Raw genomic sequence first — 14,232 nt, 5'->3', positions numbered from 1 at the left:
TTGTGAATTCAAATTTAAAAAATCTAAAAATAGAACTAAAGCTTGAACTTCAAAGTATCCTTTCCTATTGGATGGAAAACACTAGTGATGAGAAAAATGGCGGTTTTGTTGGTCAAATAGATTACAATAATAATATAATTGTTGAAGCTGAGAAAGGGTCAGTATTAAATGCACGATTATTATGGACTTTTTCTGCGGCCTATCATATTTCGAAAAATGAAGAGCATTTAAACACAGCAAAACGTGCTTTTGAATATATATCAGCCCATTTTTATGATGCTGAATATGGCGGTATATTTTGGAGTATTTCCCCCAATGGTGCTCCAAAAGATACTAAAAATCAAATTTATGCTCTAGCTTTTGTTATTTATGGATTAAGCGAATACTATTCGATTACTCATGATGAAAAATCATTACAGCTTGCTATTTCTCTATATAATAAAATTCAAAAATATAGTTATGATTCGGAAAATGGGGGTTATCTCGAAGCTTTTACCCGTGATTGGCAACCAATTGATGATTTACGCTTAAGCGAAAAAGATGCCAACGAAAAGAAAACCATGAATACCCATTTGCATATTGTTGAAGGTTATGCGAATTTATACAAAGTTTGGAAAGATGAATCCTTACGAAAAGTCATTATTGAATTATTAGAAACTATCGAAAAATACTTTATCAATACTGAAACAGGACATTTACGATTATTTTTTGATGAAAATTGGGTAGAAAAGAAAGATGTTATCTCTTACGGACATGATATTGAAGCGGCTTGGCTATTATTACAATGTGCCGAAATTGCAGAAGAAGAAAAACTAATAGCTAACTATAAAAAATATGCCCTTCAAATTGCCGAAGTGACTAAAGAAGGAATAGATAACGATGGCGGTTTATGGTACGAATACGATCCTGAAACCAATGAATTAATGGCCGAAAAACATTGGTGGCCACAAGCCGAATTAATGATTGGATATTATACAGCTTGGCAACTTTCCGAAAAACAAGAATATTTAGACATTCTTTTTAAAAACTGGAATTTCACTCAAAAACATATCATTGATAAAGAAAATGGCGAATGGTTTTGGGGTGTCCTTAGCGATTATTCAAAAATGGATAAGGACAAAGCTGGCTTTTGGAAATGCCCATATCATAATTGTAGAGCTTGTATAGAATTAATCAATAGAATAGGTAGCTAGATAAATCTGTCTGTTTGTAATTGGAACCATTAAAATAATAAATATCAGTATGAAAAAATATTATATCTCTATATTTCTATGTGGAATATTGTCTTTATCAGTAGCATGTTCTAGTGATAACGTAGATCAGAAAACCAAACCTGTCACAGTTGTTGATCCACCTGTAGTTACTGATGGTTTGACTACACAAAATGCAAAAACCTATATGGTTGACCCTAATGCTACTGCAGAAACGGTTGCTTTATTTTATAACTTAAAAATGTTAGCAAAGACCAAATTTGCAATTGGTCAGCAAGATGCTTTTAATGGATTTTATAATAATGGATCTAATACAGAATCAGATATAAAAAAAATATCAGGACATGATCCTGCTCTTTTAGGATCTGACTTTATGTTTATCACCGATAAGAATAATAATGGAAAAGCTGACAATTGGTTTTATCAACAAGAAGTGATTATTACCGATGATATCAAGGAGGCATACAGCAAAGGCATGATTAATACCATATCTTGGCATTTAAGAGAACCCAATAAGGAAGATAGTTTTTATGCCGCAGACATGACAGCAGAACAAAAGGCTAAAGCATTCAAGAGCATTCTATCAGGTGGCTCAAATTATGATTGGTATAAGAAAAAGCTAGACAAAATAGCCAGTGTATTATTGAATTTAAAGGGTTCAAAAGGTGAATTAATTCCAATTATTTTTAGACCTTTCCATGAATTTGATGGAAGTTGGTTTTGGTGGGGCGCAGATTTTTGTACTACAGAAGAATATAAAGCTGCATATCAATTTACAGTAACCTATTTAAGAGATACAAAAGGTGTTCACAATATTTTATATGCGTTTTCTCCTGACAATTCTTACACTACATCGGCTAATTATTTGAGTCGATATCCGGGCGATACTTATGTGGATGTGTTAGGAATAGATAATTATGGTGACTTTAAGAATCAAGGACAAAATGGAGCAGATAAAGCTAATGCAAAACTAAAGATGATCTCTGATTTAGCAATAACGAAAGTAAAAATTGCAGCTATGACTGAAACAGGTTATCAAGTTACGAGCTCTAATTCACCAATTTCTAATTGGTTTTCAACCTTTTTGTATGGTGCTTTGACTTCAAATAGTATTGAAGTGAGCTACGTTATGTTTTGGAATAACACCACAGATGGTTACTATGTACCAACATCAACGGAATCTAACTCTGCCGATTTTAAAGATTTTGCAACAAAACCTAAGGCTACGTTAGTGAATAGTTTACCAAAAATGTATGAATTGCCGAAGTAAATTAATACACTGATACTATCTTTCATTTCTAAAAAGTAAAGAAAAATTTGAAACAATATTTTAAATAATTTAAGACTAGAAATTCGTCAATAAAAAACTAATATGTGTGATTCTTTCCAAGTCTATAGGGCTTAAAGTTTTTTAAATACGAATATAAAATGAGGTATATTTAATTCTAGTAAAAAAGATTATAACATTTTTTTAAATCCCCAGTAACTAACAAAAAATCAGCAAACATACCAATAAACGGTCTGATTTTACCTATAAAGAATATAAAAAGGTCAAAATAGTTACAAGGTGTTCAATTGTAAACCCTGACAGCCCACCAATAAACTCCTTAACAAATTAAGGAGTTTCTTTTTATGCCTTTTAAAACTTTTATATCCATCGCTCACTTTCACGAGATCAAGTTCAAAACCTCAAAAAAAAGAAGAAGCAAAAAAACTTTAAAACATTAAACAATAACACCTATTTCGATACTTTTTGTCAAATGACAAATCTTCGATAAATAGTTATGCTTATCTTGCAATCATGAAAGAATTAGTAGAATATATATTGCAGTTTGGTAACTTAAATCAGCAACAAATTGAGCTGATTTCAAAGAAAGCTAGAGAAATTGAGTTTAATAAAGATGAATATTTTTCTGAAGCTGGTAAAATTCCGACCCAAGTTGGTTTTATTTTAGAGGGAATCATGAGAGTTTGCTATTACAACAACAAAGGAGAAGAAATCACAAAATACTTCATCGACGAAAATAATCTTGTCGTAGATTTAGAGAGTTTTAATAATAGTGTTTGTTCTTCAGCGTATGTTCAAGCCGCTACTGATTGTAAACTTATAGTATTCTCGAAACCAGATTGGGAAGAACTTTTGAATACTATTGTGGGCTGGGACACAATAGTACACAAAATTATTGCAAGAGCATTGATACAAAAAGTAGACAGAAGAAGTCCACTGGTTTCTGAAGACGCTACAACACGCTATTTATCATTTATTGAAAAATTTCCTAAAGTTGTCAATCGCATTCCACTTTCGTATTTAGCTTCTTATCTCGGAATCACACAATCTTCTTTAAGCAGAATTAGAAAAAACATACGCTAAATTGCTTTTTGCCAAATGGCAAATGATTTTCTTTTTTATCGCTGCAACTTTGTATTTATAATTTAAAAAGATAAAAAATGAAATCAGTATTAATTACAGGCGCAAATAGAAGCATAGGTTTAGAAACTGCAAAACAGCTTTCAGAGAAAGGATTGTTTGTTTATATCGGAAGCCGCGATCTCAAAAAAGGAGAGGAAGTTGTAAAAGAATTAAATGAAAAAGGATATAAAAATATTAAAGCTATTCAAATTGACATTAATGATTCAAATAGCGTTTTAGAAGCAAAAAACATTGTTGAAAAAGAGCAGGGCAAATTGGATATTTTGATTAACAACGCTGGAGTAATTGGTGTTTTACCACAAAATCCTTCGTCGACTTCTATAGATGATATTCAGAAAACATTTGACACAAATTTCTTTGGAGCGATTAGAGTTACACAAACGTTTCTTGATTTGCTTAAAAAATCAGATAGTCCGAGAATTAGCAATATTACTTCTGGTCTTGGTTCGCTCACTCTACACAGTGATCCAACTTGGAAATATAACGCTATAAAAGGGATTTGTTATGTGCCATCTAAAGCTGCCTTAAATGCCTTTACCATTACTTTAGCATATGAACTTAGAGAACTTCCATTTAAAGTAAATTCAATAGATCCTGGTTATACAGCAACCGATTTCAACCACTTTAGTGGCCCCGGAACTGTAGAAAGTGCGGCGAGTTTTATCATTAAGCATACACTAACAGACGAGAGCGCACCAACGGGGAAATTCTTTAGCAATGATATTGAAGATGAAAGCGAAGAAAGCCCTTGGTAAATAAAATCTTTAAAAAATAATAAACTCCAAAGTCATTTGATTTTGGAGTTTATTTTATGGTTATAAAAACAAGTTATTTTTATAAACTTCACAAAATTTGGCATCTACTTGAATAAATGATTCATATTATTTAATACCCACAAATTTCTTATTTCATATATTTCTCGATTCAATAATTTCTTGTTATTAAATTATTTACTTTTACACTTGGATATATGTATTCAACTACGTAGTTTTACACATATATTAATTCTCCAGTAAAAATGATTATACAGCCTATCCAAAATGAATACGAGAAACAAATAGTAGATTTGATTTTAAACATTCAACAAAATGAATTTAATGTTCCTATAACTTTAGAAGATCAGCCAGATTTATTAAATATTAAAAATTTTTACTATCAATCAGGAGGTTGTTTTCTTGGTGCTTTTATAGACGGAAAATTAGTTGGCACAATAGCTTTGGTAAAATTTAATAAGGAAGCCGGAGCAATTCGAAAAATGTTTGTTGTAAAAGAATACAGAGGCAAACAATATAACATAGGACAACAGTTATTAGAAAAATTAATAATATACAGCAAAGAAAACGGGTTAAAAGATTTATATTTGGGTACCGTTTCTAAATTACATGCTGCATTACGATTTTATGAAAGAAATAATTTCATAAGAATTCATAAGGAAGAACTCCCAGATGATTTTCCTTTAATGAAGCCCGACAATATATTCTGCCAATTACAACTAAATTCAAAAAAATGAATATCATTGATGAAATAGGTGTCCTTGCCCTTTCAACCAGATTACAACGTCTTAGCGAGCAATTACGCAAAGATGGCGCATTGATTTATAAATCTTTTAACATTGATTTTGAACCAAAATGGTTTCCTGTAATTTACACATTACATATAAAAGGAATGTTGAGTGTTGTTGAAATTTCAAGCGAAATAGGCTACACCCACCCTTCTACAATAAGCTTACTTAAAGAGTTGGAAAAGCAAAAAATAATCAGTTCTAAAAAAGATAAATTGGATGAAAGAAAAAGATTGATTGTGCTTACCACAAAAGGACATGAACTTATTGCTAAAATGCAACCCGTATGGAACATTATGAGAAACACATTAAACGAAATCACTGATAATCAAAACAATCTTATACATGCCATTGAAGAAGTAGAACTAAAGATCGCTAAACAAGGATTTTTTCAGAGAGTTTCCGATTCAAACTTTTAGTATTATTCTCTGTTTTTTTTGCATTCATAAATAAGGTTTACCAACCCTTTTATAAAAGAAAAAAATAGTGAGCTTTTATCAAAAAAACCAATGGTAAACTTTTATAAAGAATGAAAACTATTCTTTCCAATAGTTACATAAAAATTAGAGGCTCTATTAATTCTTCATAACTTCCTGTACTCGAAACATTTACGTTTTTGAGTACATAAATTACATCCGCCATTTTTTTTAAGGCATAAAAAACAGGCAATTACGCCTGTTTTTTTGTTTTGTTTGCTCATCGTTGCGGGCACTGTTTGCAAAACCACATTATCGTTACGTTGTTATATCCACACGATCTTGTATTTATTGCATATCTAGGACGCTGGGCATTGTTAGCATTAGTTTTTTCTGCAATCAATATAGTACATATTGTAGTTTATTTAAACTCTAAGAATAATCCTTTTAGAATACAAAATTTGTAGAAACCCAAATAAAAGAGCCAAGAAAATAATTGAGAATGTAAAAGATGACCATTGTTCATATGGTATAAAGTTTTTGACAAAATTATAGCCTATTTCACGAAACGATTGATTATTTGGACTAAAATCAAAAACATTTAATAACATGTTACTAATTGCAAAGGCTAATATTGCATTGGCACCATACACTATAAATGGATAGAAAATGTATTTGGTTTTGGGTATAAATTGTATTGAAGCGCGAATTAAAGCTAAAACCAATAAAGAAAAACCACTGCTATATAAAGCAAAACTACTAGTCCAAATTTTCTTTATTATTGGCATGATTTCAAAATAATCTAACAACATTCCAAACAATAATAAAGAAAAGCCTACAATTAAAAGATTTACAATTGTATATTTTTTACTTGTTTTTAAATAAAAAATTCCAGTAATCAATCCGCATATTACATTTACACTAGCTGGGAAACTGGCTATTATACCCTCTGGATCATAAGTTATTACTCCATTTGTTTTGCCTAATTCCCATAAATGGTTACTTCCAAATATATTTTGATCAATAAATACCGGCCAACTATTATAAGAATTATCGCCAGAAATTCCAATTCCAGGTACTGGAATGTAGTACAGTAGAATATAATAAAAAACCAAAATTAATAGTGCGGAAATTGTTAGCCAGAGCTCCATTTTTTTAATTTGATATGATTTCAGCAAAATCCATATAGAGGCTACTATAAAATAACATATTGCAATTCTTTGAAGAATTCCTGGAATTCTTAAATTATGGAGTTCGTAAAAAGGGAAACCATTTATAATAAGCCCAATTAGAATTAGTAATGCCGTCCTTTTTAATGTTTTTACAAATAGCGCAAATGCATCTTTATTTTGATTTTCTTTGCTTTGAAAAGAAATAGCCATTGCCATACCTACACAAAATAAAAAACTTGGAAATATCATATCTGAAAGAGGATATCCTCGCCATTCAGCATGGTTCATCCATTCGAATCTTTGTGACCAATCACCTGGTGTTATGACTAAAATCATACCAACAATGCTTATTCCTCTAAGGATATCTAATTCTAGCAATCTTTCTTTCATTTTGGATATATTAATTAATGTTAAATGCAAATCAAGGGTTGAAGTAATAAAATTAACAAACTTAAAATCAATGCATTTAAAATGTATTCAATCTGCATTCAAACATACTATTATTCAGACTAAAGCACTAAAATTGATAAAAATTTAACAAAACTCTTTTCTGCTTTCTCTCGGATTATCTTGAATACTTTTTACAATTGACCTACTAGTAAATCGCTTTAAATCAACTACCAACAATTTAGGATTTTGTGCATATACACTACGAAATACTAAACGAACATGATTACTCATTATTCACCAAGCATGAACTTCTAAACCTTTATTCTTCTGACAATATTCCATACTTTCAATAAGTAAATCTTTGCATTCAATAGGTGTAAAAACATCTAGCCAGCCTACTATAGAAAACTGATAAAATACAATCCATCTGGATTATGAAACTTATAATTTCTACTCATTAACTAAGAAAATATCTTTTACAATTAAAATATGGTTCTTACCGAAAAACACGAAAGGATTCGTGCGGCATCGGGGGAAATTTAACACAATCAATAAAAAATTAAGATAATTACTTTTTTATTTAATTAAAAAACTTGTTGTCTTAAATTATTAAAAATTAGTTTACTTCACTAATTCAAAACTGTCTCTTAAACGGATATCAGCAGATGATGAACCAATCATTACATCAAAATCACCAGGTTCTGAAACGAACTCCAATGCATTGTTGTAAAAAGATAATTTTTGATTGTCAATTGTAAACTGAATAGTTTTGGTTTCTCCACGATTCAACGCTACTTTTTCAAAATCTTTCAACTCACTAATTGGACGTACTACAGAACCAAATCTATCTCTCAAATACAACTGTACAACTTCTTCTCCCTTTACACTTCCTGTATTGGTTATATTTAACGAAACGGTGATTGTTTCGTTATTTTTCATTGATTTTTTAGACAATTTCAAAGCAGAATATTCAAAAGTCGTATAACTCAATCCAAATCCAAATGAAAACTTAGGACTGTTTTTTAAATCAATATATGATGATACATAATTAGTTGATGTCTCTGTTGGCGCTGGTCGTCCTGTACTGAAATGATTGTAATAAATAGGAATCTGCCCTTCTGTTCTAGGGAAAGACATTGGTAATTTTCCTGATGGATTATAGTCTCCAAAAAGAACATCGGCAATAGCATTTCCTGCTTCCGATCCCAACCACCAAGTGTAGACAATGGTTGGCATATTATCGGCAATCCAATCAAAAATAAGTGGCCTTCCCGCATTAATCAAAATAACAATCGGCTTCCCTGTCTTTTGAAGTTCTTTGATTAATTCTTCCTGAACTCCTGGCAAGTGTAAGTTGCTCTTACTTTTTGCTTCTCCACTTTTATTGAAATTTTCTCCAATACTCAAAATAATAACTTCAGCTTGACTAGCTACATTCAACGCATCAGCAAAACCTTCTTTGCTTTTGTCTTCCACTCCACATCCTTTTGCATATAAAATTTTAGTTCTTTTACCTACTTTATTCTCCAAACCTTCCCATTGTGAAACAATATATGTCGAATCAATCTCTTTTAAATCAATAGACCAAAAACCATGATTAATTCTTTTAGGTTTCACCATCGGACCAATAAATGCAATCGTTTTTAATCCTTTGGAAAGTGGCAATACATCTCTTTCATTTTTCAAAAGAACAATACTTTTGGCAGCCATTGTCCTAGCAGCTTTAGTATGTTCTGGATTGGTAAGTGCTGCTTGTTCTCTTTCTGCATTGCAAAATTTATAAGGATCATCAAACAATCCTAATTCAAATTTCTTACGTAAAATTCTTTTTACAGCATCGTCAATTAAAGCCATTGGAACTTTATTCTCTTTAACTAATTGTTCCAGATTATAGAGATAGGCATTGCTTTCCATATCCATATCACTTCCAGCGGTTATAGCTGCAAGTGCGGCTTCTTTGTTGTCTTTTGCATAACCGTGTGCTACCATTTCTCCTATTGAACCCCAGTCGGAAACAACAAAACCCTGAAAATTCCATTTTCCTTTCAAAATATCTCTTTGCAAATAACTATTACCTGTGGCTGGTATCCCGTTAAGGTCGTTAAAGGAATTCATAAAAGTTGCAGCTCCAGCATCAAGAGCTGATTTGAAAGGAGGCAAATAGGTTTCCCAAAGCATTCGGTTACTCATATCAACAGAATTGTAGTCGCGACCACCAACTGCAGCCCCATAAGCAGCAAAATGTTTTACACACGCCATAACCGAATTTACATCGCCTAAATTTCCTTGAAATCCTTTAACTCTTGCATAAGCAATTTTGGATCCCAAATAGGTATCTTCTCCTGCGCCCTCCATTACTCTACCCCACCGTGGATCACGAGAAATATCAACCATTGGTGCAAATGTCCAGTGAATTCCTGAAGCTGCTGCTTCAGTTGCAGCAATTCTGGCCGAAAGTTCCATAGCTGCCAAATCCCAACTTGCTGCTTCAGCTAATGGAACAGGGAAAGTTGTTTTATAACCATGAATTACATCCAGACCAAATAACAAAGGGATTTTTAATCGGGATTGCATTGCTAATTCTTGGTATTGTCTGGTGCGTTTTGTTCCCAAAACATTTAACATTGAACCAATTAATCCTTTTTTAATTTCACTCTGTTTATTAGAGTTAATAGTAATCGGCCCAGTAGCCGCATCGTCACTCGTGTATTGATTGAGTTGTCCTATTTTCTCTTGCAAAGTCATTTTCTTTAGTAATGTTTCAACTTTTTGGTCTGTGCTTTCTTGTTGTGAAAAAGCAAAAAACGAAACGAATATCAATACTAGAGTTGCTGTTTTTTTCATTATATTTTTTTTATATTCTAATCGGTAGACTTCTTTTATTTTTCAGTCTTTTTAAATTCTAAAAAATTAAGATTGAAGTTACCTCCTTCAAAGTGAGCGCGAATTTTATTAATACCTTGCTTTAGCGCAACATTTTTAATTGTAATTGTTTTCCAAGTTGATAATCCTCCAGAAACTGGGAGTTCAATTGATTCTGAAATTTTCGCACCATCAAGTTCCAAATACAATTTTCCACCAGCTTTTTCATTGGCATATCGAACATCAACATCAAAGTTACCATCTTTTTTTACATCTACTGTAAATTGTAGCCATTCGTTATCTTCAATAAAGGAAACATTAAAACCGTTGGTTATTTTATCCGTACAGGTTACGATATCAACACCATCGTTTCTCATTTTGTTTCCTTTATTCCATTGCGTAAATTTAGTTCCATCATAATTAACAACATCAGTATCTGAATAGGCATAACCATTTTGCCCTAAATCATATTCAGTTGCAAAGACTCTTCCAGGAAGCGGATGATTTTTATACTTTTTAGTATCATTAGTCTGAACCTGTCTAAACATAGCATCAATCACATCATATCTGATAGTCAAATGCTCCATTTTATAATTCTCAGCCATCTTCAATACTGTCTTTTTAGCAAAACTCTCATTTGGTTTTACACCTTCATTTTTCCAATACTCCAATATCTGGTCATAGCCTTCTGGTTTTGTAACCGAAGTAACTCCTGCTAAATTCTCAATTTTTTTCATTGGCCAAAAAGCCCAGCCAATATTATTAGTCTCCATCAGCGAGATTGCTTCTTCAAACCATACATTTGAATTCTCCCCACTTTCACCTAACCAAATCGGTACATTATATTGAGTTCTATAATTTAACATCGTCTGTATAGAAGCTGTATCATTAGTATTCCAATATTTATGAAAACTCAAAGCCATATTTTCATCCCAAAGCGGAAACATACCGTTGTAATTATTTCCCCAACAATTTCCTTCAATGATAACTAAATGGTTGGTATCAATGGCTCTTATTGCCTTGGTGATTCTAACTTGTAAAGCTTTCAAAGGAGTATTTAAAGTTTCATCACAACCATTTTGATTGGTTCCTGAGAAATTCCAATTGGGCTCATTAATAATATCATATCCCCCTATCCAAGGATTGTCTTTATAACGCTGAGCTAATTTTTCCCAAAGGGCTACCATTTTATCTTGATTTGCAGTACTCTCCCAAAGTGATGGTTTTGAATCATCATAGTCAGATATTGCAGCATCTTTCCCTTGACCTCCAGGAGTAGCATGCAAGTCTAAGATTAAATATATTTTATTGGCAGCACACCATTTTACTAAATCATCGGTCATTTTAAAACCTTCTTCCAACCAAGTAATCTGTCCATTTTTTTCGGTTTCGATTGCTGGAGTATATAAATTGTAATGCATTGGCAGACGGATGGAATTAAATCCCCAAGCTGCCAATGAGTCAATGTCTTTTTTCTTGATTCCGTTTGCTTTGTAACTTTTGTAGAACTCTTCAGTATTTTTTACTCCAATTAAATCAGTGATTTTTTGCTTAATCTTATGTTGTGATCCAGCAAATGCTCCTGTTTGGATCATGTAGCCTTCCTGTACCATCCAGCCACCTAAACCTAAACCACGTAAAACTATATTTTTACCGTTTCCGTCAACAATATTTTGACCGTCTCTATGCAAAAAACCTTGTGAAAAAGAACTAAAAGACAGTACTACAAAGGATAATAGAAAAAGATGTTTCATTCTATAAGGGATTAAATTATTTTTTAATAAATTTTAGCGTCTCTGTTTTATTATCTATTCCGCTAATTTTCATTAGATAAACTCCCAAATAAAGCTGATTTACATCGATGTTATTTTGTTTTCCTTGTATTGAAGTATTAATTAATTCACGACCATTTATATCATAAATCTTTACAAATAAATCTTCATCAGTCTTTGAACTTATAGTTATAGTATTTTGCGCTGGATTAGGGTATAATGCAAACGAATTATTATTATTTTCAAATGATTTCGTTTTTAATACTTCAATTGTACCTGTCACTCCCCAATTGAAATACTCCCAGCCGCCAGGTGCTGTTCTTGTACAAGTAAGACCGGAAGTGGCTCCGTTTTCTGAGGAGACATATAAATTATTGAAACCTTTTATTGTATATACACCACACAAATCCTCAAGAGTAAACTTTTGATAGTTTCCAATTGTGCTTGAATTACAATACAGTTTGTTAGATAAATTGTCTAATGTTACATACAAACCATTACCACCTTTAAATGCAACGAGTCCATTACCTGCATCAACAACTGTAAATTTTTCATTTGTAACCAAATTTGAACTTGTACTGCTCATTAAAGAACCTGTATTGGAAAAAGTAACATATTTAGCATTATTCCCTTTCAAATAAATGATATTAGCCGTTTTAACAACTGGAACTATCGCTGGAATATTTGTATTTTCATAAATAAAATTAACAGAATTTACATTAAACTCCCCAGACAAATTAGCAATTCTTATTCCTTGCAAACCAGAAGATTTAAAGATGCCTGTAGCCTTATACGTCTTCCAAGTCGACCAGCCGCCTGTAGTTGTAACATCTACTGTAGCAATAACTTCGGTTCCATCTGAATTTTGAATTTGTATTTTACCAGCAGCTGAATTGCCATTAGCTACTCTAAATTCTACAGTATAAGTTCCTGGCTGATCAACATTCACCGTATACTTCATCCATTCTCCTGAAACAAACCACCCAATCGTATAACCATTTGATTCAAAATCTGTTGCAGCTTCAATATCAACTCCGCTATTGCGATATATCCAGCCATTATTCCATGCAGTATTAGTTCCTGTTGTAATATGAAAATCCTCCCAGGCTTGATCTGAATACGCATATCCTTTCATTCCATAATCATAATTTGGCGTATACAATTTTCCTGGTATAGGATTATTTGAAAATGCTTCTGTATCTCTATTACCTGGTTGTGTAAAAACAGATCGAATAACTTCTGTTTGCACAGTACAATTTTCCAATTTGACATTCTCTGCCAATTCCATAACCGTATTAAATGCTGTAACAGGGCTAAGATTTGGATTTGTCCCTCCAAAATAATTTAACAAAGCAGTATAACCCGAAGGGTATTTTGCATCAACAAAATCATTTATACTAGCAAATTTTTTCATAGGCCACCATGACATTCCAATTCCATTGTCATTAAAAACTTCAACTGTTTTAGTAAAATGGTCATTGCTATTTTCTCCATGTTCGCCACACCAAATAGGTCTGTTTTGTGCAGTTCGGAAATCTGTTATCCATTTTATATCTTGATTTGATGTTGCGGACCAATATTTATGAAAAGTATATACCATATTTGCATCCCAAGCTGGCGTCAAACCAGTATAATCATTTGCATACCAGTTGCCCTCAATAAATAAAATATGACTGTCTGAATTTGCTCTAATAACATCAGTTATTCTACCGTAAACATTTCTTAAATCTATTCCATTCGGTAAATTCCATGCGGGTTCATTTATCAAATCATAACCTGCAACCCAAGATTCAAGTTTATATCTTTCTGATATTTTCTTCCACAATGCCACCGCTTTAGTCTTATTAGCATCACTTTCCCAAAAGGAAGGTTTGGTATTGTCATAATCACTAATAGCATTATCACTTTGTCCACCAGGAGCAGCATGTAAATCAATTATGATATAAATTCCAGCGTTCTTGCACCAAGAAATTAAATTATCCAAAAGAGTAAACCCTTGATTATTCCAAACATCTGGTGTTCCTGAATTTACAAAATACTCATAGTGAATAGGTACACGTACAGCATTAAAACCCCAAGATTTAACTTGTTCTATATCCGATTGTGTAACATGATTATTAAGCCATGCATCGTAAAAAGCTTTTGTGTTTGTGGCACCAATTAAGGTTGTTAATTTTTTTTTCCAAGTATGTTGATCTGGTGCCTGATTAGCAGAATTCATCATATATCCTTCCATAACCATCCAGTTTCCAAAATTCATTGCATTTAAAATTACCTCTTCATTAGTAGTACTATTAACTATTTTTTGTCCTTCTACCTTTAACATTTGTGCCGAAGCAGCATTACTAATTAACATACTAACTAGTATCAATAATAAAAATAATTGAGCTAAAAATCCCTTTTTGTTCTTCATGATA

General features: G+C 32.1%; 10 protein-coding genes. 6 read left to right on the top strand and 4 right to left on the bottom strand.

The annotated features are described in order from the left end of the window. Window positions 1-2 precede the first annotated feature (2 nt). The 6 genes from CLU82_RS11845 (at window position 3) to CLU82_RS11820 (ending at window position 5,622) form a co-directional block, all read left to right on the top strand. Window positions 3-1,193: an AGE family epimerase/isomerase gene (locus tag CLU82_RS11845; protein ID WP_100843294.1), complete on the top strand. Its 1,191-nt coding sequence runs from the start codon at window positions 3-5 to the stop codon at window positions 1,191-1,193. 49 nt (window positions 1,194-1,242) lie between these two features. Beyond that, entirely contained in the window at window positions 1,243-2,481 is a 1,239-nt protein-coding gene (locus CLU82_RS11840; protein ID WP_100843293.1) for a glycoside hydrolase family 26 protein, read from the top strand. 531 nt (window positions 2,482-3,012) lie between these two features. Beyond that, on the top strand, window positions 3,013-3,582 hold the full coding sequence (locus CLU82_RS11835; RefSeq protein WP_100845015.1) for a Crp/Fnr family transcriptional regulator: 570 nt from the start codon (window positions 3,013-3,015) through the stop codon (window positions 3,580-3,582). A gap of 77 nt (window positions 3,583-3,659) precedes the next feature. Continuing rightward, on the top strand, window positions 3,660-4,397 hold the full coding sequence (locus CLU82_RS11830; RefSeq protein ID WP_100843292.1) for an SDR family NAD(P)-dependent oxidoreductase: 738 nt from the start codon (window positions 3,660-3,662) through the stop codon (window positions 4,395-4,397). Between the two features lie 263 nt (window positions 4,398-4,660). Next, window positions 4,661-5,152 carry a GNAT family N-acetyltransferase gene (locus CLU82_RS11825; RefSeq protein WP_100843291.1) on the top strand — a complete coding sequence of 164 codons (492 nt, stop codon included), beginning with the start codon at window positions 4,661-4,663 and terminating at the stop codon, window positions 5,150-5,152. Then, complete coding sequence (locus CLU82_RS11820) at window positions 5,149-5,622, top strand: MarR family winged helix-turn-helix transcriptional regulator (RefSeq protein ID WP_100843290.1); 474 nt, start codon at window positions 5,149-5,151, stop codon at window positions 5,620-5,622. Before CLU82_RS11825 ends, CLU82_RS11820 begins: the two co-directional genes overlap by 4 nt. A gap of 422 nt (window positions 5,623-6,044) precedes the next feature. On the opposite strand, the gene CLU82_RS11815 is transcribed toward CLU82_RS11820, so the two are convergent. The 4 genes from CLU82_RS11815 to CLU82_RS11800 all read right to left on the bottom strand — a co-directional run bounded on the left by CLU82_RS11815 (window position 6,045) and on the right by CLU82_RS11800 (window position 14,228). Beyond that, window positions 6,045-7,181: an acyltransferase family protein gene (locus tag CLU82_RS11815; RefSeq protein ID WP_100843289.1), complete on the bottom strand. Its 1,137-nt coding sequence runs from the start codon at window positions 7,179-7,181 to the stop codon at window positions 6,045-6,047. Between the two features lie 621 nt (window positions 7,182-7,802). Continuing rightward, complete coding sequence (locus CLU82_RS11810; protein ID WP_100843288.1) at window positions 7,803-10,025, bottom strand: glycoside hydrolase family 3 N-terminal domain-containing protein; 2,223 nt, start codon at window positions 10,023-10,025, stop codon at window positions 7,803-7,805. 35 nt (window positions 10,026-10,060) lie between these two features. Then, a complete protein-coding gene (locus CLU82_RS11805; protein WP_100843287.1) occupies window positions 10,061-11,797 on the bottom strand; it encodes a cellulase family glycosylhydrolase in 1,737 nt (578 codons plus the stop codon). 16 nt (window positions 11,798-11,813) lie between these two features. Then, window positions 11,814-14,228 (bottom strand): cellulase family glycosylhydrolase, encoded by a 2,415-nt coding sequence (locus tag CLU82_RS11800; protein WP_100843286.1) that lies wholly within the window; start codon window positions 14,226-14,228, stop codon window positions 11,814-11,816. Window positions 14,229-14,232: the final 4 nt, after the last annotated feature.

This window comes from Flavobacterium sp. 5 (assembly GCF_002813295.1).
In the GTDB taxonomy this organism is placed as follows: Bacteria; Bacteroidota; Bacteroidia; order Flavobacteriales; family Flavobacteriaceae; genus Flavobacterium.
Note: the sequence above shows the minus strand (reverse complement) of the source record. Positions and strands in the feature narration are given on the sequence as shown.

Bases quoted from the DNA above. Each gene is read 5' to 3' on its own strand.
- CLU82_RS11840 (WP_100843293.1), top strand. From the start codon at position 1,243: ATGAAAAAATATTATATCTCTATATTTCTATGTGGAATATTGTCTTTA.
- CLU82_RS11835 (WP_100845015.1), top strand. From the start codon at position 3,013: ATGAAAGAATTAGTAGAATATATATTGCAGTTTGGTAACTTAAATCAG.
- CLU82_RS11830 (WP_100843292.1), top strand. From the start codon at position 3,660: ATGAAATCAGTATTAATTACAGGCGCAAATAGAAGCATAGGTTTAGAA.
- CLU82_RS11825 (WP_100843291.1), top strand. From the start codon at position 4,661: ATGATTATACAGCCTATCCAAAATGAATACGAGAAACAAATAGTAGAT.
- CLU82_RS11820 (WP_100843290.1), top strand. From the start codon at position 5,149: ATGAATATCATTGATGAAATAGGTGTCCTTGCCCTTTCAACCAGATTA.
- CLU82_RS11815 (WP_100843289.1), bottom strand. From the start codon at position 7,181: ATGAAAGAAAGATTGCTAGAATTAGATATCCTTAGAGGAATAAGCATT.
- CLU82_RS11810 (WP_100843288.1), bottom strand. From the start codon at position 10,025: ATGAAAAAAACAGCAACTCTAGTATTGATATTCGTTTCGTTTTTTGCT.
- CLU82_RS11805 (WP_100843287.1), bottom strand. From the start codon at position 11,797: ATGAAACATCTTTTTCTATTATCCTTTGTAGTACTGTCTTTTAGTTCT.
- CLU82_RS11800 (WP_100843286.1), bottom strand. From the start codon at position 14,228: ATGAAGAACAAAAAGGGATTTTTAGCTCAATTATTTTTATTATTGATA.